We start from the raw sequence: 21728 nt of genomic DNA on the forward strand, positions 1-21728 counted from the left end.
AACTGTTACGAAAATGACGTATTTTGCTGTTGGAACAGGTGATTAGTTATGTAAAAATAACTATTTTAGCTGTGGAGGAATATAAATGAGGTGAAATTTAATAAAAAATCGCCGTAATTGTTACAAAATAAGTCGAGGTATGGAAAAAATTACGCCTTGATTTTGGTCTGTCACATATTATTTTTGCAATAATAGGATTCTATAATAGCTTTAGTAGGTTAAAATAATTAAAGGTGTTTATAACGTGAAACATATATAATAGAAGAAACACGATTTAATAGATAAATAAAAAACGTAAGAGTGTAAACTCCTACGTTTTTTATTTATTCATATCGTAAACATTCAATTGGATCCAGTTTTGCAGCTTTGTTAGCTGGTAGTAGACCGAATATGATACCGATTAACATTGAGATACCTACTGCAAGAAGTCCAAGTTCTTTTGAGACAACGAGTGGCCATCCGGCAAAGATTGAGACGATCCAAGCGAAGAAGATACCGAGCATGAATCCGATGAAACCACCGAGTCCTGTTAAAATACAAGATTCGATTAAGAATTGTGTTAACACTTTACCGCGCGTTGCACCAAGTGCTTTACGAATACCGATTTCACGTGTACGTTCTGTTACAGATACAAGCATAATGTTCATTACACCGATACCACCAACAAGTAAGGAAATAGCGGCAATACCACCGAATACCATCTTCATCATACCGATTGATTCATCTAATTGCTTTGTAAATTCACCTAAGTCTTGTGCTTCGAATTTATGCTCAAATTTAGGAGCTTTCATTTCGTTTAAAACAAAAACGGCTTGTTTTTCTACACTTTTACGCTCTGTCGGAGAGGTCATTGTTAATCTTACAGAGTCATACTCATTTACTCCTGAAATGACAGGCGCGTTTTCAAGTGACGTATAACCTTCAGGCATAGGCATTCCGAAGTCGTTTTTCGTTTCGTATACACCGACTATTTTATACGGCTTTCCTTTTATATCTGTGTATTGATTTGATTCCCAACCACTAAATAATTTGTTGAAAGCTTCTTCATTTAATATAACAGCAGGGATTGCTTGGTTTAATTCGCTGTCGTTTAATTCACGACCGTGAACTAATTTTATTTTCGAATCTGTCATAAAGGCGCCTGTTCCACCTTTTAAGTCAAGATTTACATCTTTTGAACCAGAAGATGCTTTTACTTTCATACTTACATCAGGATACACATCTTTAACGCCTGGTACAGTTTGCAGACGGTTTAGCATATCAGCTGTAATTTTGGCATTATCTGTTCCATAGTCAGGATTGTTGTAGTAAATCGTTACTTCGTTATCTTTTCCTTGGCCTAATTCTTTTTTAAACTTTGCGTTAGTACCATCACCCATTGAAATGATAGTAATAATGGCACTAATACCGATAATAATACCTAACATCGTTAAGATAGAACGCATTTTATGAGCAAAGATAGAGGAAAGGGCCATGCGTATATTTTCACTCGTGTTCAAAATTAACCTCTCCAATCTTGGACGATATTTCCGTCACGAATTACAATTTGGCGGGCTGCTGCTTCCCCAATTTCACGATCGTGGGTAATCATAATGATTGTTGAGCCTTGTTTATTTAATTCGTAAAAGAGGTCCATAATCTGTGTACTTGTTTTCGTATCAAGCGCTCCCGTTGGTTCATCGGCTAAGATGAATTTCGGGTTATTTACGATTGCACGTGCAACAGCGACACGCTGCTTTTGTCCACCTGATAATTCGTTCGGCAGGTGAGTGGCACGATCAGCTAAACCTACTTTTGTTAAAGCAGCTAATGAGCGCTCACGTCTTTCTTTTTTATCGACTCCAGCGTAAATAAGAGGTAGCTCTACATTTTGAAGTGCTGTAAGTCTCGGTAATAACATGAAGTTTTGGAATACGAACCCGATCTCTTTATTACGAACGCGTGCAAGTTCTGTCTCAGACATGTTTGAAATATTTTGACCAGCTAGTTCGTATGCACCTGTCGTCGGTTTATCTAAGCAACCGATAATGTTCATTAATGTTGATTTACCAGAACCAGATGGTCCCATAATAGAAGTGAATTCTCCTTGGTTCAGTGTTACGTCAATGCCGTGTAATATTTGAACGGATTCTGCACCATTTTGGAAAGATTTCGTGATGCCTTTTAAGTTAATCATTCAACGACAACCTCCATACCATCTTTTAAGTCTTTTTCAGGTTTAGAGATAATTTGTTCTCCTTTTTTCACTCCAGAAACTTTTGCTTCGCTATCTGTTTCGAATTCAATAGTAACCGCTTGTTCTTTCGCTTTGCCATCTTTTACAACGAAGACAATATTTTTGTCACCTTTTTTCACGATGCTACTTTTCGGAACAATCGTACCAGTTGCTTCGCCAGATTTACTTGTTACGTAAACGTGGAAGCCGTTTTGTAATTCTTCACTATTATCTAATGTGACAGTGAATTGATAGTTAGAAACTGTTTTGTTTTCATCCATACTCTTTAATGGTGTAGAACCGATTTCTGTTACTTTTCCTGTCCAAGTCTTACCAGCGACCGTTTTTGATGAAACAGTTACTTCTTGCCCAACTTTCATACTAGCAAGCTCATATTCAGAAAGTTGACCTTTTACTTTAAATGGACCAGCGTGACGAAGTGTAATGCCGCTCATACCTGTTTTTTCATCAGCAATTTTTACGATATCATCAATTACGCCATCAGCAGGACTTGTTACAGAAAGTGTATTTACTTTCTCTTTTGCTGCTTTAATCATTTCATCAGCTTTTTCAACTTCAAACTTTTTCATTTCAAGTTGTGATTCTAATTGTTGCACTTCGATTTCGGATGCTTTTAATGCTTCAGCGGGAAGGCCTGCATTTTTATCTTTTTGTAATTTTTGTTTCGCTGTATCAATTTGTTTTTGGAACAATGTTACTTCTTTTTGTGCAATTTTCTTTTGCATTTCTGCTTCTGTTACACCTTGTTTCGCAGTAGGGTCATTATATTTAAAAAGGAGTTGACCTTTTTTCACTTCATCATCTTTTTTTACAGATAATTCATACGTACCTTTTGTTGGATCAAATGAAATTGTTTCGATTCCGCTTGGAATGACTTCACCGCCAAATTTTTGCGCGTTTTCAATTTGTTTTTCTGTTACTTTATATCCGCTATATGCCATTGCAACATCTGAACCACCGCCAGAAAATGCAAAATATGATCCAGCTGCAATACCGATTGCTACTACACTAGTAATTAACACTTTATTTTTCTTCTTCATCTATTTATCACCTTTTCGTTCGTTTTAGTATCTACATTCAGTATAGAAGAGGTGAAGAATCTGACAAATCGTTTTAGCTTACAATAACCTTACAGTTTTGTAAGGTATGAATATGTAAATGTAAGGTAGAGGTTGTCCTAGCTTAAGCAAATGAATTGACGCGTCGTTTTTTTCTTACAATAATATTGTAGGAAGGAGAGGAAAAAAGATGGAAGCTTATTTTAGTGCACATCCATTAAAACCGTTTATTCCATACTCAAGGCAACATGCCATTATATTATTTATTATGTTGGTGGGGATCGTTTTTTTATATCAATACCAAGATGTATTACGTCAAAGTGAGTGGAATATAACGGTTCGATATGCGATTGCATTTCTATTTATAGGGAGTGAAATTGGACTTCATATGTGGGAGTGGAAAGCGGGGATTTTTGAGCTAGCCACTTCATTACCGTTTGAGTTGTGTACGATTAGTTTGTTGTTAGCGTCAATTATGATTGTAACGAAAAGTTATCGCATATATGAGATTGTATTTTTTACGGGAATTATTGGTGCATCACAAGCTATTTTAACGCCGAACTTGCAGTATGCTTTTCCGCATTTTCGATTCATTGAATATTTCATCGCGCATGTATTACTCATTTGGGCACCGCTCTTTACGACTTGGGTAGAAGGGTATCGTCCGACAGTACAATCTATTAAACGCACGATGATATTTTTAAACATATTGATTCCAATTGTTTCGTTTGTGAATTACAAAACGGGTGGAAATTATATGTTTTTAGCTCATAAGCCAGAAACTGCTTCATTACTTGATATGTTAGGACCGCATCCTTACTATATTATTTCATTAGAACTCGCAGCGCTTATTGGATGTTTTATTTTGTATATGCCGTTTGCGAAAAGAGAAAAACAGGTACACAAAGAATCGTTAGGGTCATAACCTAGCGATTTTTATATATTGAATATTTACAATTCAGAAAATTAAGAATAAAATTAAGGGGTAAATTATAGAGAGAGAAGGGCGAAAATGGTCAAAAAAGTATTTTTGAATGGAATGGAAGTGACGATTCAATTTCTTATTTCGATTTTGGGTATTATTATTTTAGGGGCTCTGCCGAAATTATTTTATGGATTTGAGCTGAACGCATCGAAGTACATACAGAGTTTAAAAGAAATATTTACGAACTTAATGGATATTTCCAATTTGCAATATGTGAGAGGTAAATTTTTATTTCCGCAGTTGTTCGTCCATTATAAAGAAACGATTATTATTTTTTTAGCCGCTTTTTTCATTTCATTATTGGTAGCATTTTGTATTGTTTATGTAATTATGAGTAGTTCATCGAGTCTACAACATCGAATTAAATCATTTCTCATCTTTCTAGAATCCATTCCAGATATTCTTCTTATTTTAGGTTCACAAATTTTAGTTGTATGGTTTTTTAAACAAACAGGTTTTTTACCTTTTCAAATTGCTTCAATTGGAGGCGAGTCGATTAGGGGGTTGCCAATATTGTGTTTGAGCATCCCGACTACGATTATGTTTGTAAAAATGGTCGTGCTTCGTTTTGAAAATGAACTAGAAAAAGATTATGTACTATTTGCTAAGGCGAAAGGGCTGGGGCGCTTTCATATTTTAAATCGTCATATTTTACGAAATGTGTTGCTTAGTACATTATTCTTTGCGAAAACGAATATCTTTTTTATGTTATCTAATTTATATATTATAGAATGGATTTTTAATACGGGTGGTATTTTTATGTTTTTGAAATCGTATGAGGGTATTAGAGTTGAAGTTTTTATCGTGAGTGTACTGCTTATTTATATTCCGATTTTTATTTTATTTAAATTGTTTCATTATCTCATTCCGGCTGCGATGAAGGAGAGATTATAATATGTGGACGTATATAAAACGTGATAAAAGATTTTGGATAAGCATTGGGTTTCTTCTCATATTAGTTCTGTTGAGCATTGGAAATACGTTATGGAATGATGGGCACATTAGACAAGTTACATTGCAATATGATGCGGATGAAAATCCACAAGTGCCACCTTTTTCACCTTCATTACAATTTTTACTTGGGACAGATCGGAAAGGGTATGACCTGTTACATTTAGTCATTGAAGGCGCGAAATGGACGATTGGTATATCTATTTTAATTGCGGCACTTAGAATGGTAATAGGTGTATTTTTCGGTGTCGTGCTCGGAACGTACATAAAAAGAGGAGTTTCAAAAATTGAAGCTTTCTTTGATAGTTTTACAGTTATTCCGACAGTTATGATTGCGTATTTTTTTCTTCAATTTGCAAGTACATTTGGAAGTGGGGAGGAAACAACAACCTTTTTTGAAAGGGCTTCGTTTCAAGTTATCTTACTTGTAATGCTTGTAATGCCAGTTATTGCACTGTATGTTGCGAAGGAAGTTCGTAAATTGCGAACGGAGGAATTTGTTGATGCCGCGCGCATATTAGGTGGATCGAGAAGACATATTGTTATAAAGCATCTTTTCCCGCATCTTTATATGACGTTTATACTTGTATTTTTTCAGCAGTTTACGCAGACTCTTACTATTTTACTGCACTTAGGGTTACTAGAAATATTCTTTGGCGGAACGGTTAAGTTTTTAGGACCGATAGAAGAAATAGAATCTTACACACATGAATGGTCAGGGTTAATTGGAGTCTATTTTAGATCATTAACAGTGAATCCGTGGATCCCTCTCGTTCCGATTACATTTTTTGGACTTACTATTTTTTCAGGAAATATGATTGTAAAAAGTATCGAAGAGGCGATGATGAAAGTAAGGTTAGGAGGAGAGCTAAAGAAGGATGTTGTAGAAGAGGAACAATCTGTTGTGCAGTCGAAAGAAGAGTTATTTACTTTTAAACATACGATGTGAAGAGAAAAAGAAGCAAGCATGGATTTCATGCTTGCTTCTTTTCTTTATTTTGTAGAAACTTCACCTTCAGCTTCTGTTTGGGGAATGTAGTATCCGATTATACCACCGATGATTGCTGGAATAATCCAACCAATTCCTAAGCTATAAAAAGGAATTGTGTGTACGATATTAGCAATAAAGCTTGGTATCATTTCCACATTATCCAGTGCATGAATACAGCTAATAAGGAATGCTGCGATCATTGCTCCGATGTAGACAGAAGGTTTACGTTTCGTATATTTGTCAATAAATGATACGAAAATTAAAATGATTGTAATTGGATATAAAATAATTAATACAGGTAATGTAATTTTGATTAATAAACTTAATCCTAAGTTTGAAATCACGAAGCTAAAAATACAAACGTATAGTACGAGCTTTTTGTAGGAAACGTTTGTTAGTACTGTTGCAAAATAGTTGGCGAATGCACTTACAACACCAATTGCAGTCGTTAAACATGCAAAAATAATTGCGATACTTAATAAAACATTACCGCTTGTCCCAAAGAACTGGTACATAACAGTAGCTAATAGTTGACCACCGTTCTCGAATTGTCCTAAGTTGCCGTTTGAAGCGCCGATATAACCAAGTAAGAAATAAACAATTGTTAAGAATAGAGCTGCAATGCTCCCACAAATAATTGTATATTTTGCGATCGATTTTTTCTCTTGTATACCGTTTTGGCGAATTGCATTTACAACGATTGTTGATAATACGAGAGCACCAATTGCATCTAATGTTAAAAATCCTTCAAGAAATCCTTTGAAAAATGGAATTTCTTTATAGTCACCAACAGGTTCTGCAAACGTTCCTGGTGAAAGAATCGCTTTTGTTGCCATAATTGCAATAATTACAAGTAGAATTGGCGTTAATATTTTTCCGATATGATCTACTAATTTTGATGGATTTAATGATAAGAAGTAGGCGACTGTAAAGAAAATTGCACTAAAAACTAACATAGAGTACCATTGGTCTGGGAAAAGTGGTGCAATCCCAATTTCGTAAGATACAGATCCAGTTCGTGGAATAACAAATAGTGGGCCGATTGAAAGATAAATAATGATAGCGAATACTGCTGCGAATTTTGGATGAACACGGCTTGCTAAAGTGTTAAAACTACCACCGGCAAGGGCAACAGCGACGATAGCTAGTAAAGATAAACCGACGTCTGTAATAATAAATCCTGTAATGGAAATCCACATATTTTCTCCGGAAGAAAGACCGAGAAGAGGCGGGAAAATCATATTACCAGCACCGAAGAAAACTGCGAATAGTAATAAACTAATCGAAAGTATTTGCGCTGGTTTTAAAGTTGTACGCATATAAAGAAACTCCTCCTAATGAGTGTTTTTGTCGAAAATTCAAACAATTTGTCGAGTAACTGTTATTATTTTAAAGGTCTGATGACTAGAAAGCAATAGGGAATTTTAAAAATATTTTAAAATAATGCGTAAAATTGAATAAATATACTATTTATATGCTTAATATAGGAAGGATTTAACTTTAAACGTAAAAAAACACATATCGCTAGGATATGTGTTTTAAAAAAATATTTTTTTATCACGTTCTTCTTTTAAAATTTCAACTGCTTCTCGGAAACGTTGTGAATGGACAATTTCTCGTTCACGTAAGAATCTCAAGCTATCATTTATATCGGGATCGTCAGATTGGTTAATAAGCCATTGGTATGTGGCCCGTGCTTTTTCTTCAGCCGCAATATCTTCGTATAGGTCGGCAATTGGATCGCCTTTAGCTTGTATATAGGTTGCAGTAAATGGAACACCAGCTGCGTTATGGTAGTGAAGTGCGCTGTCATGGTCGACGTAATGAGGATCGAGACCAGCTGCCTTCATCTGTTCAGGAGTCGCATCTTTCGTCAGCTTATAAACCATCGTAGCAATCATTTCAAGATGAGCAAATTCTTCTGTACCAATATCGGTAAGGAGGCCAATGACTTTATCGGGAATTGTATATCGCTGATTTAAGTAACGGAGTGCAGCAGCTAACTCTCCATCTGCACCGCCATATTGTTCAATTAATAATTTTGCGAGTGCTGGATTGCAAGTTCCTACTTTAACTGGGTATTGCAATTTTTTTTCATAAATCCACATAGTTTCTCTCCTTTATATTTGCCATGGCCAAGGACCTTTGCTCCATTCCCAAGGGGCATTAGAATAGCTATTTCCAAACTGTTGGAGTGGTCCGTATTTTTCTTCCATCTTTTGTTTTAATACTCTTCGTTTATAGGAAAAGTCATTAAATTGATTAATAGCAGCAGTGTCATCTGGATGTGTATCTAAATAAAGAGTAAGTTCAACTAGTACAAAGTCCAGTTCTTGAAGCTCCAGTAAAAGCTGATAGTATTCTTCTGGTAGCGATTGATTCACGTCAATAGTCACCGCCCTTTTTTATAAGGATTTTCATAATAGTCATAAAAAACAGGCCATAAAGTCCCTTTTTGTAGTGCTTCTTTTGGCGTGAATTGCGGTAAGTTTGGCGGTTGAAAGCCTAAAAATAAATTAGGAGGAGTAGAATAATATTTTTTTCCGATAGGAGGACAAGGATCGAGAGGACTATGATAGGGCACGAATGATCTCATATATTGATTCACGAATAAACCTCCTTAAATGTTCATTACTATGTATTCTATTCAGACATAATGAGCATTTATGACACATATAAAAAAGTAATAGGTACGGGGGGAATGAATGTGGAGACTGTGAAACAATTCATTGTATTGAAAGTGAAAAACTTAAAGGAAACTTTGTATTTTTACGAAGGGATTTTAGGGATCAAACCTAGTTTAGAAAGACCACAATCAGATGTAACAGGGGTTTGGTATGATGCTGATTCAACGAGAATTAGTTTTGTTATGAATCGCATGTTGGGTGGACAGGAGAAGAGTGTTATGAATTCATGTGAGGTTATAACATTTTCGATTTCTAACATAGAGAAGTTAAAAAAGAAGCTAGCGTTTTATGAAATTTTATATACAGAAAATAAACGTGAGAAGAGTATTGTAGTACAAGACCCAGATGGATATAAACTTGAAGTAATAGAAAAGGACGAATAAACGGAGGGGATTTAGTGGAGAGGAATTATGAAGAAAGTGCGTTATTTGAGCATCAATTTTGGCTAAAAGTGTTGAGTGATCATTCGCAATTTTTACTTGATGCGTTAGCTCCGAAGGAAAAAGAAGATATAAAAAAAGCTACTTATTTTGTTGAAACATTTACGAATTTGTTAAATAAAGTTCAGAATGTCAATCTTATTGTATTTTCAAAAGAGGCAGAACAAGCTGCAAAGGAAATACGAACGTTTAAATTAAATATTATACAGAAACAGTTGGAAGGGAAGATTACCATTCATTTTACGCCAACTTTTATTAATCATATGGTAAACGAAGTGGAAGAGTATATAATGGTTTTAGAGTTTTTGAAGAAAGGGGAAATTCCACCTGTTTTTCATGAACTGCATTATCATCTCGTTTGGTTAACAGATGCAGCTGGTCATGCAGGCTCTATTTCTGGTGGGTTAGATCTTGTTGAAAAAAGATTAAAAGAGAAAAGTGAAGAATTTGAGAAGCACTTTGAACAATTTTATTTGAAGGCAGTTGAAATGACAGGGTATTTAAGAACAGAGCTTCACCATTTTCCAGCGTTAAAGAAGTTTACAAAAGATGTTTCACTTGAACTAAAATTATTTTCACATTTTTTACATGAAGTTGAAGAATTGGAGTTATCAAATGAAATATTAAGTGAATTATCAGCGAGAATGGCAGATCATATGGCAAGAGAGGAATGTTATTACTTATTAAAATTAGCTCAATCGTCTGGGCTTGAAATGCCGAAGTGTAATCCGCTTTAAAGAACAAGAGGTCAATCTTATTTGGCCTCTTGTTCTTTTTTATTTTCTCTTTTTATTTTTGCTTGTTCAATACTTGCCTGTAATGTCTCCATAATATTGATGATGTTTGGAGCAGGAGAGATTGTTTCCGTTTTTTCCTGTTGTTCAACTTTATTTTCGATTAATTCGGTAAGAGCTTCTTTATACTCATCTGTATACATTTCTTGTTCAAAAGGATTTGTAAGATGGTGGATTAAATTGATTGCCGCGGTGAGTTCTTGTTTTTGGATAGGATAATTCTCGTTACTTGGTAAGTTAGGTGTTTTTGTTATATCGCGAATTTCATTAGGATAGTGAATGGTTTGTAATATAAGCCCATCTTCAAAGTTACGGATAATAGCTAAATGTTGTTTTTTTCTAATGGAAATATGGATCAGACCAAGTTTATTCGTACGTTCAAGAGCTTCTTTTAATAATAGATACGATTTTTCGTGTCCTGGAGTAGGGCCTATAAAATAAGAACGATCATAGAGAACTGAATCAATTTCATTATTTTGGACAAAAGATATAATTCGAATAGATCGTGGTTCGTGAGCTTTTTGCAATGCAGCTAATTCTTTTTCATCCATAATAATGTACTTATGAGGTGCGTATTCATAGGCTTTTACAATATCTTTATCATCAATTTCTTCATCCGTACAATCAGGAGCAAATTTTTTATATTTAATAGGTGTTAAGCATTCTTTATGGAGACTCAAAAATTTTATATCGTTTTCTTCTACGGCACTGTATAGTTTGATTCCTATATTTAATAGTCCAAGTGAGAGTGCACCTTTCCATACGGTATGCAAATAAAGCCTCTCCTTTCCTTAAAAATGATTATGTATATTATGAGATAGTAAGAAATTTCCTATACGTTTTTTGTTTTTACGGAAGGTTAAGCAGAAGGGTGTGGGATATAAAATATATTGACAAGCCCTCCAAAATATTTTAATGTGATTGTATAAAATTGTGTATATAAAGGGGAGTAACTTATTACAGTAAAGTCGTCATTACAGGGAGAAACCCTCGGCTTTATTGGCAACGTTTCGTTGTTAGTGAGACCTTTACCAGCAATGGTAAAGGCCCCTTATTGTCTTTTTTAGGACCCTTACCATATTTGGTAGGGGCCTTTTTGTATACAAGGAGAGGAGATATAAAAATGAAAAAACTTATTAGTAGATTAAGAGTTGTATTTCATGTTCGCCGATTTGTTCCATTCCTATTTGACTTTTTTACTTCAAAAGAGGTTTCAATAAAGAAGAAAATCTTATCCATTGCTTTTTTAGTTGGTTATGTAGTGATGCCGCTCGATTTAATTCCAGACTTCTTACCGTTTATCGGTATTTTAGATGATATTGGAATTGTGTTATTTATTTTGAACCGAATTGTAAAAATGGCGCCAGTTCAATTACAAGAAAAGCATAACGTAAACGTAGGATAGGAGTTGGGATAGAAAATATGGAGCAAATTATTTTAGATATAATTGAGTTTTTAAAGCAGTTTTCTTATTTTGGAGTTGTGTTAGCATTAACTTTTGAATTTATTCCAGCAGAGGTAGTTTTGCCTATGGTTGGATATTGGGTGTACGAGGGTGATATGAATTTTTGGCTAGCTGTATTGGCTGGAACACTTGGCGGAACGACAGGACCATTAACGTTATACGCACTAGGTTATTACGGTGGTCGTCCTCTATTAATAAAATACGGGAAATACTTCTTTATTAAAGAAGAACAAATTCAAAAAGCAGATGATTTCTTTGAGAAGTATGGACCAGTTGTAGCATTTGTTGGCCGCTTTGTACCTGGAGTTCGAACGCTTATTTCTGTTCCATGTGGTATGGCAAAAATGAATATATGGAAATTTAGTATTTATACATTTGTAGCAATGTTCCCGTTAACGACTTTATATGTCTATTTTGGAATGAAATTAGGTCCGCATTGGGCAAAAGCGGCGGATGTTGTTGGACAATATATGTTACCAATATTACTAGTCGTGGTTATTTTTGTAGGTGGTATTTTAATCTATAAATTTATGAAAAAAAGAAATAGAACGGAATCTATCTAGTCAGTAGTAATCAGGTTAAATTTTTGAAAATAGATGAATAGTACAGGCAAAAGACTCTGAAGGACATACACATATAGGGAATATAAAAGAGAGAGGGGAAACAACTATGTCTTGTGAGTGCTCAGGGACAGCATTAACTTGTTGTCCAGATAAAAATTATGTACAAGATAAAGTGTGTAGTCCGTGGTCTGCTACTGTAGTTGCAACAGCAATTGATAATGTTCTCTATACAAATAATATTAACCAAAACGTAGTGGGTACTGGTTTTGTTAAATATGATGTTGGACCAGGCCCAATTACTGTAGAAGCGCTGGATTCTGCTGGTGCTGTAATAGATACACAAACATTAAACCCAGGAACGAGTATTGCTTTTACGTATCGCCGCTTTGATAGTATACAAGTTGTGTTACCTGCAACACCTGCTGGAACGTATCAAGGAGAATTTTGTATTACAACACGTTATCCACTTTCATAGCAGAATAGGAGAGGATCAAAATGGGAATGAGAAGTTCCAGTTTGTCTTGTTGTTCTAATAAAACGCTTGTACAAGATCAAGTATGTACAGACTGGTCTATTACAGGTGCTGGTACTCAAATTGTATATACAAATAATATTACGCAAGAAGTATATGGTTCGGGTTACGTGAAATATGATGTAGGTGCGGCTCCAATTACAGTTGATTTTTTAGTAGGTGCTACAGTAGTTGATACCATTACTGTTCAACCGCAAAGTAGTGGTACTTTCACTGTACGATATTTTACTACCGTTCGAATTACTACAACAGGAACAACTGTTAATCAAGGCGAGTTTTGTATTACAGTACGTTATCCGATTTCATAAAAAAGCATACCGTAAATGGTATGCTTTTTTAATTAAGGAAGTAATGAAATTGGTATTCTATCATGCCTTTCGAGAGGACTCCCACCTCTAAACGTAAGTGAAGGTGGTGAGGTGAATCGAAAGAAATATTTTATTTTCAAGAAAAAAACAGAAACATACGTTCCGTTTTTGCTATAATATCCTTAACAAGGAGGTGAATAAAATGACAAAGGAAAATCCATCAAACTATAAAACTCTTCAAATTTGGATTAAAAAAGGGCATCGTATGTATTCTTATTTTCAAGAATGTTGTCATAACGCTAAGAACATGTACAACACCACAAACTTTTATATACGCCAGGTGTACACTGGATTAACACAAGAAAAAGAGTTGCAGCCTTTGCAAAAAGAAGTTCTGGATAATATTCATAAAAATATTGGTAAGATGAATGACACACAACGTCTTGCCTATCAGAAGAAATTGGAAAAAGAGAAATTAAAGCCTAAAGAAGAACAGAAAGAGATTAAATGTAATTTGTTTTCAGAACCTAATTTTGAAAAACCTTATGTAGATTACAACTTTCTAGATGCACTATTTAAGGCTATGATTCAAAATGATTATCGAGTTTTGCCTACGCAATGTAGCCAGTCAATCATGAAAGGTTTGTTCCAAAATTGGAAATCTTTTTTTGCTAGTTTAAAAGACTATAAAAAGAATCCAAAAAAATATGCTGGAATGCCTAGGATTCCAAAGTATATCCGTTCTTCTGAAAAAGAGATTCTGTATACAAACCAAGATTGCATCATTAAAAACGATAGATTTTTAAAGTTTCCAAAGACGAAATTGCAATTAAATATTGGGAAACTAGGTTTCACTGAAGGTAAACTGAAACAAGTTCGTGTGATTCCAAAATACAATGAATATGTAGTGGAATTGGTAATTGATGTTCCTTCTGAACAACAAATTATTGAAGAGAATGCTCGTTATATGAGTATTGATTTAGGGATTGATAACCTTGCAACCATCGTAACAAACACAGGTATGAAACCTGTCCTTGTTAAGGGCAAACATGTCAAAAGCATAAATCAATATTACAACAAAATGAAGAGTCATTTTACAAGCATTCTTAGAAATGGAAAACAAACTAATGAAGGACCTTTTACTTCTAAAAGGATAGAAAAACTTCATCAAAAACGTTACTTGAAAATAAAAGACGTCTTCCATAAAGTTAGTCACCACATCGTAAAACTAGCTCAAGAAGAAGTTTGTAAAATCGTTATTGGTCAAAACAAAAGTTGGAAACAAGAAACGAATATGGGAAAAAGAAATAACCAATCGTTTTGTCATATCCCGCATAATTTACTGCTTCAAATGATTACATACAAAGCAAATGCTGTAGGCATTCAAGTTGTTGTAACTGAAGAATCATATACATCGAAAGCAAGTTTTCTGGATAACGACTTCATTCCAACGTATGGAGAAAATGACCAAAATACAACTTTTTCAGGAAAACGAATAAAGCGCGGCATATATCGTTCAGCAAATAAAACTTTAATTAATGCAGATGTAAATGCTGCGGCTAACATTTTACGAAAAGTAATCCCAAATGCATGGACAAATGGGATAGAGGGGTTAGGCGTGAAACAGCTCGCTAATGTGTTAACTCCCCTGACGTTAATCGTCCGTTAGGTCGAAACGTTAGAAACCCCCACTTCAAGCTTTGCTAAGTGGGGGAGTGTTCATAAGCAGCATGTAAATTGGCAACAGTACTTGCCTTCTAAATATAGTGAAGGATTATTTTGTATATTAGTAAGACTGACTGACTGTAAGTCTTTTCCTGTGTACGATATTGTATTACCAGGAAACACGGTGAAAATATTGGTTACTGCTCCAACAATTTCAATTGTAATTGCTTCTGTGCTGCTAGTACTATTGTAAACCGAGACAGTACCTGATATAGGTAGTATTCCATCACTTTGCCACAGTATCATCGATTGCGATGCACCTTTGGCAGAGGGAATGGTGTTATTCGTTATGAGGAAATTTCCTGCAAATTCATTCGTTACTCGCTCGCAATTTGGGTTTGGAGGAGGGGTCGGTGGACAAGGGTCTGGGAAAATGATAGATAAAGGAGCAAAACAGCCGGTATTTTTTTTGTTATTCAATACAACCCCTCCTTTTTAAGTAGTCTTTTACTACTATTAAATGTAGAAGCATGGCCGATGTGTTAAAAAAAGAAGAAAATGTTAAAAATTAAGATTGTCTAATAGGCTTAAAACTTAAATTATTATTTATGTTATAGAAAAGATTATATGTGAATAGACATGGGAAAAGAATGCTCAGACTCTTTTAGACAAAAAGTGGTTGTATAAGATAATACAAGGAATGTTGGACTTCATTTCTAATTAACTATATATTTACAAAAGTCTAACAAAATTCATTTGTTATTTAAACGACATTAATATGTTTTAGATAAAATAGCCCTTGTAATGAATTAATTATTATGAGGAGGATTCACGTGGACAGAACTGCTTTACGAAAAGTAAAAGGTCTTATTGTATTATTAATGGTTTTTGTATTAGCGTTTGTATCATTTCCGTGGAGTACATCAGTTAAAGCGGAAGAGAAGAAGCAAGAAAAGGCACCTAGTGAAAAGAAGATAGTTTTTCCAGTTGTAAGTGATGTACATATTAAAAATAGTGGAACGGACGATACGTTTCGCTGGAAGCGAGCGATTGAACAGCTCAATACGCTTGCACCAAAGCAAGATGCTTTTGTTATCGTAGGTGATTTCACAGATACAGGGTCTGTGCAGCAATATGATCGTTTCATGCAAGTGTATAACGAAAATGCAAATAAAGATGCAGTACGAATGAATTCTCTAGGAAATCATGATTATTGGAACGGTTTATCTGTAGAGGGAGCGCAGAAGCGTTTCTTAGAAAAAACAGGTATGGAATCAATTTATTATCATAAAGTGATAAAAGGGTATCACTTCCTTGTTATGTCGCCAGAAAATGGGACAACACACGGATATTATTCAGATAAGCAAATTAATTGGTTAAAAGAAGAGATGGTGAAAGCACAAAAAGATGACCCAGAAAAACCGATTTTCGTATTTTTACATCAACACATTAAAGAGACAGTTTACGGTAGTCATGAATGGGGAACACAAGATAGTGCAAAAATTAATGCGGTATTAAAAGAATATCCGCAGGCTATTACGTTTTCAGGTCATTCACATTATCCGCTAGATGATCCAAGATCGATTCATCAAAAAGACTTTACATCAGTTGGTACATCTTCAGTAAGTTATATGGAAGTTGAAGGTGGTAAAGTACAAGGGAATATCCCGCCAGAAGCTAGCACGTTAAGCCAAGGTTTACTAGTAGAAGTAGATGATGAAGAAGTAACGATTAATCGTCGTGATTTCCATACAAATTCTTGGACAGGCGAGCCTTGGAAAATTAAATTACCATCAAAGAAAGAAACATTTACACATGTAGAAGATCGTGATAAAGAAAAACCATCTTTTTCGGCAGATGCGAAGTTATCAGTATCAAATATAACAGAAAATGCAGCAACAGTAACATTCCCGCAAGCTGTGGACAACCTTCTTGTTCACTCTTATCGTGTACAAGCTAGAGATAAGCAAACAGGAGAAATTAAGAATAAGTTGTTAGCATTCTCAGAGTTTTACCGTGACCCAGTGCCGAAAGACCTTACATTTACACTGGCAGGATTAGATGGCGGAAAAACATATACACTTGAAGTAGTTGCAATTGATTCATTTGGTAATGAAAGTGTGCAGCCTTTAACAGCAGAAGTTACTACGAAGAAAGATAATATTGATCCGAATGTAAAAGTGCCAAAGGCGGACGTTTTTGATGTGAATTTCTTAGACGGTACATTTAAAGATAACTCACCGTTTGGAGTAAAAGGTGATGTGAAAGGAAATGTATCTATTGCATATGATAAAGCTTTAAAAACAAATGTAATGAAATTGAATGGACAAGCTAATACATTTGGATATCTTCCGTTTTCAGCAGCACAAAAAGAGAAAGTAGTAAATACGTTCACGCTAGAAACTGTATTTTCAATGAATGAAATTCGCGGACAAGGTATTTTACAAAATACAGAGAGTGGCGGAGTTGGTTTTGAATCTACAGGAAGTGGAAATGTTGAATTATGGGCTCATATTGGTGGTAGCTATAAACGTGTTGGAGTTCAATTAGAAGCGAACAAAACGTATCACTTAACAGGAACGTATAACGGAAGTGAAGTAGCTATTTATGTCGATGGTAAAAAAGTAAATAGCCAGCCAGCTAAAGGGAAAGTGTCTCATCCGAACGTACCATTTGCATTTGGAGCTGACCCTGATAGTAATGGAAATGGCGGTATTCCGTTAAACGGACAAATTGCGCTTGCAAAATTATATAGTAAAGCGTTAAGTTCTTCAGAAGTATTAGCAGCTTACAATGAGTTTTCTAACCGCACGAAGTTAGAGCAAGTGAACGCGTTATATGAAGAGCTTGGAAAAGTAAAAGAAGTGTTAGCTGGTACGTATGAATTTGGTGATAAGCCAGGTCAATATTCAAAGGAAGCATTTCAAGAATTAGAGAAAAGCTATAATCATGCAAAGCAAGTGTTTGAAAATCTAGCAAGTACTGGGGAACAAATTGTTCAAACATATAATGAACTAAAAACTGCAAATCAAACATTTATACAATCTAAAGTAGTAGAACAACCGAAAACATTGAAAGAAAAATTACAAATTAATATTGAATCTGCAAAAGGAGTAGTGAAAAAAGCGCAAGATGCAAATGTAACGGACGGTTCAGTGAAAGCACTGAGTCAAAAAATTACGGTGGCAGAAGCTGTAGTGAAAGATGTAAAAGTAAAAGATGCACAGGTAGAAACGATGAATCGTACATTAGAGTATACGATTTCACTCGTTGAAAAAAGCATAAACAAATAAGAGAGAAGAAAAAGAAGCTTATCATGATAGGCTTCTTTTTTGTTATACTAAAAATAGCATAGAAAAAGGGAGCGAATAATTTGGAACAGAAAAAGCTAAAAAGAATTCTTGAATATGTATGGATCGCGGTTGTGCTCCTTGTAGGATATTATTTATTAAAAGATAAAAGTATATGGATTCTATTTTTAATGACGTTTTTATTAGCGGGTTTAGGCACGTTATTTATTAACTTTTTCTTTGATAGTTTGAATGCATGGAAGAAGAAAAAGAAGGGAACGAAGTAAAGGAGGGAATATATGCAAAAGTGGAAGCTTATATAACAGGTGAGTATTTTCATAGTACTTGTAGGTATTGGCGTTTTTAAATATTCTACACCAATAGGAAATTGGGCATGGTTTACAGCTTGCATCGGCATATTTTTCACTTTACAATCGTTAACGAAAAAGCATAATCAGACATGAAGAGAGCTCGCCGTTTTATCGGCGAGCTATTTTGTTATGCTTTTTTTTGTTCATCATTCTTTTTTTCGCTAGCTAAGTGACTATGTTTTCTAGAGTAGAAGAAATAGAAGCATAAGCCGACTAGAAGCCAAACTGCAAAGCTAATCCATGTCGTTTTAGACAAATTAATCATTAAATATAAACAGCAAAGAATTGCAACAACTGGTAATACAGGTACAAAAGGTGCACGGAATCCGCGTTTTAAGTCAGGATGAGTTTTTCGTAAAATAAGTACAGCGCAGCAAACGAATGTGAAGGCTGTTAATGTACCGATGTTCACTAAGTTAGCTAATACATGTAAGTCTAAAAGTCCTGCTAATAAAGCCGACACAACGCCAGTAATCCACGTGTTTAATAAAGGGATTTTTACTTTTTTATTCACACGTGCTAACGCTTTTGGAAGTAAACCGTCGCGGCTCATCGCATACGAAACGCGAACTTGTCCATACATAACGACTAAGAGAACGGTTGTCATTCCAGTCATTGCCCCAACAGCGAGTAACCCTGCAATGGCATCTTCACCAACGAAATGTAAAGCAAACGCAACTGGATCAGAAACGTCTAATTGTGTATACGGAACCATACCTGTTAAAACGAAAGATACAATCATATATAAAACGGTACAAATGAGAAGGGAACCGATAATGCCAATTGGTAAATCACGCTGTGGTTTTTTCGTTTCTTCTGCAGCGGTTGCGATTGCATCAAATCCTAAGAAGGCGAAGAATACAGTGGCAGCCCCAGTAATAATACCGTCGTATCCGAATGGAATAAACGGTGTCCAATTTTCAGGTTTTACATATTTTGCGCCTGCTACGATAAAGGCGATAATAACAGCTAACTTGATAAGAACCATAATATTATTAATGCGTGCGCTTTCGCGTATACCAAAGCTTAAAAGACCGGTAATGAGTAGTAAAATACAAACAGCTGGTAAATCGATGAGACCACCTTTTCCTACGCCAGGGGCCGAGGCGATTATGGCGGGCAGATGGATGTTAAATCCTTGTAGTAAAGATTGTAAATAACCAGACCAACCGACAGCCACTGCTGCGACTGCAAGTAAATATTCGAGCATTAAACACCAGCCGACGATGAAGGCGACGACTTCTCCAACTGTCATGTATGCGTAAGTATACACACTTCCTGAGACAGGAATAGAAGAAGCAAATTCGGCATAACAAAAGGCTACACAAGCACAAGTAAATGCAGCAATAAGAAATGATAGCATAATACCAGGACCAGAATGTTTCGCTGCGACAATACCTGTTAATACAAAAATCCCTGTCCCAATTACGGCGCCAATTCCTAAAAACGTTAAATCAAGTGCGGTCAATGTTCTCTCTAATTGCCGTGGTGATTCAGTACTAAGCGGTTTTTTTCGTAATAATGACTTCACTTTGGACTCTCCCCCCGTTTTTTCATTTCCATAACTGCGAATATAGTATGAGCCCACTAGAAAAGAGTATGTAAGTAAATGGAGGTACAGTTATGGTGCGTAGTTTTTTAAAATTGCTGGATTAATTTTAATACAATTCAGAATATTTTGTCAAATAAAAATATGACAAATAAAATGCGGATGAATAGGAGAAACTACTTGCAGGAATGGACGAGGGTTAACAGAGTGAAAAAAAACCACTCATAAAAGTTTCACTTTATAAAGTAGGAGAAGATGCTATGTTATTTTATTTTGAACTTGTCGTCATTTTACTTTGTACGAAATTAGCTGGTGATATTAGCGTGAGACTCGGCCAGCCTTCTGTACTTGGTAAGTTACTTGTTGGTATTATTATCGGTCCGGCTGTACTTGGTATTATTAATAGTTCTGAACTAATTGATGAATTGAGTGAGATTGGTGTTTTACTCCTTATGTTTATGGCGGGGCTTGAAACAGATTTAGAAGAGTTAAATCGAAATTTGAAATCATCATTTGCAGTAGCGGCTGGTGGAATTATTTTTCCTTTCATCGGTGGTTATGTAACAGGATTGTTGTTTGGATTGATGCAATCTCATGCGATTTTCTTAGGTTTATTACTTTGCGCAACGTCAGTTAGTATTACGGTGCAAACGTTACGTGATTTAGGGAAAATGAATACGAGAGAAAGTACAACGATTTTAGGTGCAGCTGTATTTGATGATGTCATCGTCGTTATTTTATTAGCGTTTGTGATGAGTTTTTTAGGAACACAAGATGTGAATATAACACTTGTTATCGTAAAGAAAATTATTTTCTTCGTCAGCATTGTTTTTATCGCATGGAAAGTTGTTCCATGGATTATGAAAATGCTTGTGCCACTTCGTGTAACAGAAGCGTTAATTAGCGCGGCTCTTATTATTTGTTTCTCTTTTTCGTACTACAGTGAAATGATGGGGATTGCAGGTATTATTGGAGCATTTGCAGCCGGAATTGCCATTTCTCAAACAGAGTATAAGCACGAAGTAGAACATAAAATTGAACCGATTGCTTATGCGATATTTGTACCAGTTTTCTTCGTAAGTATTGGAATGGAAATTACATTTCAAGGTATCGGAAGTCAGCTTTGGTTCATTATCATCATGACGCTCGTTGCGATCTTCACAAAGTTAATCGGATCAGGTTTAGGAGCAAGACTAACAGGATTCAACTTACAATCTTCTATTAGTATCGGTGCGGGAATGGTGTCGCGCGGAGAAGTAGCACTTATCATCGCAGCAAATGGACTTACGGCAAATCTATTAGCGAAAGAAAATTTCACAGCGATTGTTATTGTTGTTATATTAACGACAATTATTACACCGCCGCTTTTGAAGAAGTATTTTGTATAGAGGAGAAGAGCTTATCTGATGTAGGTAAGCTCTTTTTTTATTCTAAAAAGCAATGATCCTGTAGCATAGAAGGTTTGTAAGTATGGTAAAATCTATGTATATGATGTGGGCAAGGAGAGGGAAGTGTGAAGGTTATAGGTATAATGATACTCCTGTTGTTGTGCATACCATTTACTGCATGGAAAGAATCAAAAGTGAAAGATTTTCCGGTTTCTATTTTTTCTTTCTATGTAGAAGACGAAAACCTGAAAGACTATAAGTACACTGCTTTTGTACCTGACTTTGCAGTTTGGATAGGTGGTTGGGAAAAACAGCAATCTGAAGGTGAAATAACGTCATATAAAAAAGGGGATCGAACTGTAATTGTTCACCATCCACCGGGTAATGATGGTTTTTATCTTTATGATACAAAAGAGATTAGAGAATATACGCAACCGTAAGAAGTGGAGGTTAAA

Annotated in this window: 25 protein-coding genes; 15 read left to right on the forward strand and 10 right to left on the reverse strand. The window is 35.3% G+C overall.

Going from position 1 to position 21728, the window contains the following annotated elements:
- Positions 1-323: 323 nt before the first annotated feature.
- The 3 genes from ACQVV1_RS09700 to ACQVV1_RS09710 are packed head-to-tail and all read right to left on the reverse strand — an operon-like array spanning position 324 to position 3276.
- Positions 324-1475 carry an ABC transporter permease gene (locus tag ACQVV1_RS09700; RefSeq protein WP_431168902.1) on the reverse strand — a complete coding sequence of 384 codons (1152 nt, stop codon included), beginning with the start codon at positions 1473-1475 and terminating at the stop codon, positions 324-326.
- A 26-nt stretch (positions 1476-1501) separates the two neighbouring features.
- Positions 1502-2176: an ABC transporter ATP-binding protein gene (locus tag ACQVV1_RS09705; RefSeq protein WP_000609098.1), complete on the reverse strand. Its 675-nt coding sequence runs from the start codon at positions 2174-2176 to the stop codon at positions 1502-1504.
- Positions 2173-3276, reverse strand: a complete 1104-nt coding sequence (locus tag ACQVV1_RS09710; protein ID WP_431168803.1) for an efflux RND transporter periplasmic adaptor subunit — start codon at positions 3274-3276, stop codon at positions 2173-2175. The genes ACQVV1_RS09705 and ACQVV1_RS09710 overlap by 4 nt, the downstream gene beginning before the upstream one ends.
- Positions 3277-3484: 208 nt before the next feature.
- Here ACQVV1_RS09710 and ACQVV1_RS09715 point away from each other — a divergent pair, with 208 nt between their 5' ends.
- The 3 genes from ACQVV1_RS09715 to ACQVV1_RS09725 all read left to right on the forward strand — a co-directional run bounded on the left by ACQVV1_RS09715 (position 3485) and on the right by ACQVV1_RS09725 (position 6179).
- A complete protein-coding gene (locus ACQVV1_RS09715; protein WP_242255856.1) occupies positions 3485-4219 on the forward strand; it encodes a YwaF family protein in 735 nt (244 codons plus the stop codon).
- An 87-nt stretch (positions 4220-4306) separates the two neighbouring features.
- Positions 4307-5173 carry an ABC transporter permease subunit gene (locus ACQVV1_RS09720; protein WP_431168804.1) on the forward strand — a complete coding sequence of 289 codons (867 nt, stop codon included), beginning with the start codon at positions 4307-4309 and terminating at the stop codon, positions 5171-5173.
- Between the two features lies 1 nt (position 5174).
- Positions 5175-6179, forward strand: a complete 1005-nt coding sequence (locus ACQVV1_RS09725; protein ID WP_431168805.1) for an ABC transporter permease — start codon at positions 5175-5177, stop codon at positions 6177-6179.
- A 44-nt stretch (positions 6180-6223) separates the two neighbouring features.
- Here ACQVV1_RS09725 and brnQ2 read toward each other — a convergent pair whose 3' ends face one another.
- The 4 genes from brnQ2 to ACQVV1_RS09745 all read right to left on the reverse strand — a co-directional run bounded on the left by brnQ2 (position 6224) and on the right by ACQVV1_RS09745 (position 8829).
- Positions 6224-7540 carry a branched-chain amino acid transport system II carrier protein BrnQ2 gene (brnQ2, locus tag ACQVV1_RS09730; RefSeq protein ID WP_242255861.1) on the reverse strand — a complete coding sequence of 439 codons (1317 nt, stop codon included), beginning with the start codon at positions 7538-7540 and terminating at the stop codon, positions 6224-6226.
- Positions 7541-7759: 219 nt separating this feature from the next.
- Complete coding sequence (gene cotJC / locus ACQVV1_RS09735) at positions 7760-8329, reverse strand: spore coat protein CotJC (protein WP_000265276.1); 570 nt, start codon at positions 8327-8329, stop codon at positions 7760-7762.
- Positions 8330-8341: 12 nt separating this feature from the next.
- On the reverse strand, positions 8342-8605 hold the full coding sequence (locus ACQVV1_RS09740; RefSeq protein WP_001076510.1) for a spore coat protein CotJB: 264 nt from the start codon (positions 8603-8605) through the stop codon (positions 8342-8344).
- A gap of 8 nt (positions 8606-8613) precedes the next feature.
- Positions 8614-8829, reverse strand: coding sequence for a spore coat associated protein CotJA (locus tag ACQVV1_RS09745; protein WP_242255862.1), 216 nt, complete (start codon positions 8827-8829; stop codon positions 8614-8616).
- A 48-nt stretch (positions 8830-8877) separates the two neighbouring features.
- Between ACQVV1_RS09745 and ACQVV1_RS09750 the strand changes: the two genes are divergently transcribed.
- Together ACQVV1_RS09750 and ACQVV1_RS09755 are read left to right on the forward strand one after the other, a co-directional pair.
- Complete coding sequence (locus tag ACQVV1_RS09750) at positions 8878-9291, forward strand: VOC family protein (RefSeq protein WP_142332735.1); 414 nt, start codon at positions 8878-8880, stop codon at positions 9289-9291.
- A gap of 14 nt (positions 9292-9305) precedes the next feature.
- Positions 9306-10085, forward strand: coding sequence for a DUF2935 domain-containing protein (locus tag ACQVV1_RS09755; RefSeq protein ID WP_242255864.1), 780 nt, complete (start codon positions 9306-9308; stop codon positions 10083-10085).
- Between the two features lie 17 nt (positions 10086-10102).
- On the opposite strand, the gene ku is transcribed toward ACQVV1_RS09755, so the two are convergent.
- Positions 10103-10915 carry a non-homologous end joining protein Ku gene (gene ku / locus ACQVV1_RS09760; protein WP_242255866.1) on the reverse strand — a complete coding sequence of 271 codons (813 nt, stop codon included), beginning with the start codon at positions 10913-10915 and terminating at the stop codon, positions 10103-10105.
- Between the two features lie 350 nt (positions 10916-11265).
- Here ku and ACQVV1_RS09765 point away from each other — a divergent pair, with 350 nt between their 5' ends.
- The 5 genes from ACQVV1_RS09765 to ACQVV1_RS09785 all read left to right on the forward strand — a co-directional run bounded on the left by ACQVV1_RS09765 (position 11266) and on the right by ACQVV1_RS09785 (position 14679).
- A complete protein-coding gene (locus ACQVV1_RS09765; RefSeq protein WP_048526326.1) occupies positions 11266-11547 on the forward strand; it encodes a YkvA family protein in 282 nt (93 codons plus the stop codon).
- A 17-nt stretch (positions 11548-11564) separates the two neighbouring features.
- The gene (locus ACQVV1_RS09770) at positions 11565-12170 is read left to right on the forward strand and encodes a DedA family protein (RefSeq protein ID WP_086420865.1); all 606 of its coding nucleotides are present in this window, start codon (positions 11565-11567) and stop codon (positions 12168-12170) included.
- Between the two features lie 106 nt (positions 12171-12276).
- The gene (locus ACQVV1_RS09775) at positions 12277-12645 is read left to right on the forward strand and encodes a DUF3992 domain-containing protein (RefSeq protein ID WP_242255869.1); all 369 of its coding nucleotides are present in this window, start codon (positions 12277-12279) and stop codon (positions 12643-12645) included.
- A 20-nt stretch (positions 12646-12665) separates the two neighbouring features.
- Positions 12666-13010 carry a DUF3992 domain-containing protein gene (locus tag ACQVV1_RS09780; RefSeq protein WP_000525812.1) on the forward strand — a complete coding sequence of 115 codons (345 nt, stop codon included), beginning with the start codon at positions 12666-12668 and terminating at the stop codon, positions 13008-13010.
- Between the two features lie 202 nt (positions 13011-13212).
- Positions 13213-14679: an RNA-guided endonuclease InsQ/TnpB family protein gene (locus ACQVV1_RS09785; RefSeq protein WP_431168806.1), complete on the forward strand. Its 1467-nt coding sequence runs from the start codon at positions 13213-13215 to the stop codon at positions 14677-14679.
- A 50-nt stretch (positions 14680-14729) separates the two neighbouring features.
- Here ACQVV1_RS09785 and ACQVV1_RS09790 read toward each other — a convergent pair whose 3' ends face one another.
- Positions 14730-15155, reverse strand: coding sequence for an S-Ena type endospore appendage (locus tag ACQVV1_RS09790; RefSeq protein ID WP_242255872.1), 426 nt, complete (start codon positions 15153-15155; stop codon positions 14730-14732).
- Positions 15156-15508: 353 nt separating this feature from the next.
- Between ACQVV1_RS09790 and ACQVV1_RS09795 the strand changes: the two genes are divergently transcribed.
- The 3 genes from ACQVV1_RS09795 (at position 15509) to ACQVV1_RS09805 (ending at position 18429) form a co-directional block, all read left to right on the forward strand.
- Positions 15509-17968 (forward strand): LamG-like jellyroll fold domain-containing protein, encoded by a 2460-nt coding sequence (locus tag ACQVV1_RS09795; protein ID WP_242255873.1) that lies wholly within the window; start codon positions 15509-15511, stop codon positions 17966-17968.
- Positions 17969-18048: 80 nt separating this feature from the next.
- Positions 18049-18252 carry a hypothetical protein gene (locus tag ACQVV1_RS09800; protein WP_063223751.1) on the forward strand — a complete coding sequence of 68 codons (204 nt, stop codon included), beginning with the start codon at positions 18049-18051 and terminating at the stop codon, positions 18250-18252.
- 39 nt (positions 18253-18291) lie between these two features.
- The gene (locus ACQVV1_RS09805) at positions 18292-18429 is read left to right on the forward strand and encodes an RpiR family transcriptional regulator (RefSeq protein ID WP_242255875.1); all 138 of its coding nucleotides are present in this window, start codon (positions 18292-18294) and stop codon (positions 18427-18429) included.
- Positions 18430-18463: 34 nt separating this feature from the next.
- Here ACQVV1_RS09805 and bcaP read toward each other — a convergent pair whose 3' ends face one another.
- Positions 18464-19867, reverse strand: coding sequence for a branched-chain amino acid transporter BcaP (gene bcaP / locus ACQVV1_RS09810; protein WP_063223753.1), 1404 nt, complete (start codon positions 19865-19867; stop codon positions 18464-18466).
- 278 nt (positions 19868-20145) lie between these two features.
- Here bcaP and ACQVV1_RS09815 point away from each other — a divergent pair, with 278 nt between their 5' ends.
- The gene (locus ACQVV1_RS09815; RefSeq protein ID WP_060633091.1) at positions 20146-21273 is read left to right on the forward strand and encodes a cation:proton antiporter; all 1128 of its coding nucleotides are present in this window, start codon (positions 20146-20148) and stop codon (positions 21271-21273) included.
- 143 nt (positions 21274-21416) lie between these two features.
- The gene (locus ACQVV1_RS09820; protein ID WP_242255955.1) at positions 21417-21713 is read left to right on the forward strand and encodes an outer surface protein; all 297 of its coding nucleotides are present in this window, start codon (positions 21417-21419) and stop codon (positions 21711-21713) included.
- Positions 21714-21728: the final 15 nt, after the last annotated feature.

It is taken from the genome of Bacillus basilensis (assembly GCF_050630465.1).
GTDB lineage: Bacteria > Bacillota > Bacilli > Bacillales > Bacillaceae_G > Bacillus_A > Bacillus_A basilensis.

Coding starts and splice junctions, on each gene's coding strand:
- ACQVV1_RS09710 (WP_431168803.1), bottom strand. CDS start 3,276: ATGAAGAAGAAAAATAAAGTGTTAATTACTAGTGTAGTAGCAATCGGT.
- ACQVV1_RS09705 (WP_000609098.1), bottom strand. CDS start 2,176: ATGATTAACTTAAAAGGCATCACGAAATCTTTCCAAAATGGTGCAGAA.
- cotJC (WP_000265276.1), bottom strand. CDS start 8,329: ATGTGGATTTATGAAAAAAAATTGCAATACCCAGTTAAAGTAGGAACT.
- ACQVV1_RS09765 (WP_048526326.1), top strand. CDS start 11,266: ATGAAAAAACTTATTAGTAGATTAAGAGTTGTATTTCATGTTCGCCGA.
- ACQVV1_RS09725 (WP_431168805.1), top strand. CDS start 5,175: ATGTGGACGTATATAAAACGTGATAAAAGATTTTGGATAAGCATTGGG.
- ACQVV1_RS09780 (WP_000525812.1), top strand. CDS start 12,666: ATGGGAATGAGAAGTTCCAGTTTGTCTTGTTGTTCTAATAAAACGCTT.
- ACQVV1_RS09700 (WP_431168902.1), bottom strand. CDS start 1,475: ATGGCCCTTTCCTCTATCTTTGCTCATAAAATGCGTTCTATCTTAACG.
- ACQVV1_RS09785 (WP_431168806.1), top strand. CDS start 13,213: ATGACAAAGGAAAATCCATCAAACTATAAAACTCTTCAAATTTGGATT.
- ACQVV1_RS09815 (WP_060633091.1), top strand. CDS start 20,146: ATGTTATTTTATTTTGAACTTGTCGTCATTTTACTTTGTACGAAATTA.
- ACQVV1_RS09820 (WP_242255955.1), top strand. CDS start 21,417: ATGATACTCCTGTTGTTGTGCATACCATTTACTGCATGGAAAGAATCA.
- ACQVV1_RS09775 (WP_242255869.1), top strand. CDS start 12,277: ATGTCTTGTGAGTGCTCAGGGACAGCATTAACTTGTTGTCCAGATAAA.
- ACQVV1_RS09720 (WP_431168804.1), top strand. CDS start 4,307: ATGGTCAAAAAAGTATTTTTGAATGGAATGGAAGTGACGATTCAATTT.
- ACQVV1_RS09715 (WP_242255856.1), top strand. CDS start 3,485: ATGGAAGCTTATTTTAGTGCACATCCATTAAAACCGTTTATTCCATAC.
- brnQ2 (WP_242255861.1), bottom strand. CDS start 7,540: ATGCGTACAACTTTAAAACCAGCGCAAATACTTTCGATTAGTTTATTA.
- ACQVV1_RS09750 (WP_142332735.1), top strand. CDS start 8,878: ATGAGCATTTATGACACATATAAAAAAGTAATAGGTACGGGGGGAATG.
- ACQVV1_RS09770 (WP_086420865.1), top strand. CDS start 11,565: ATGGAGCAAATTATTTTAGATATAATTGAGTTTTTAAAGCAGTTTTCT.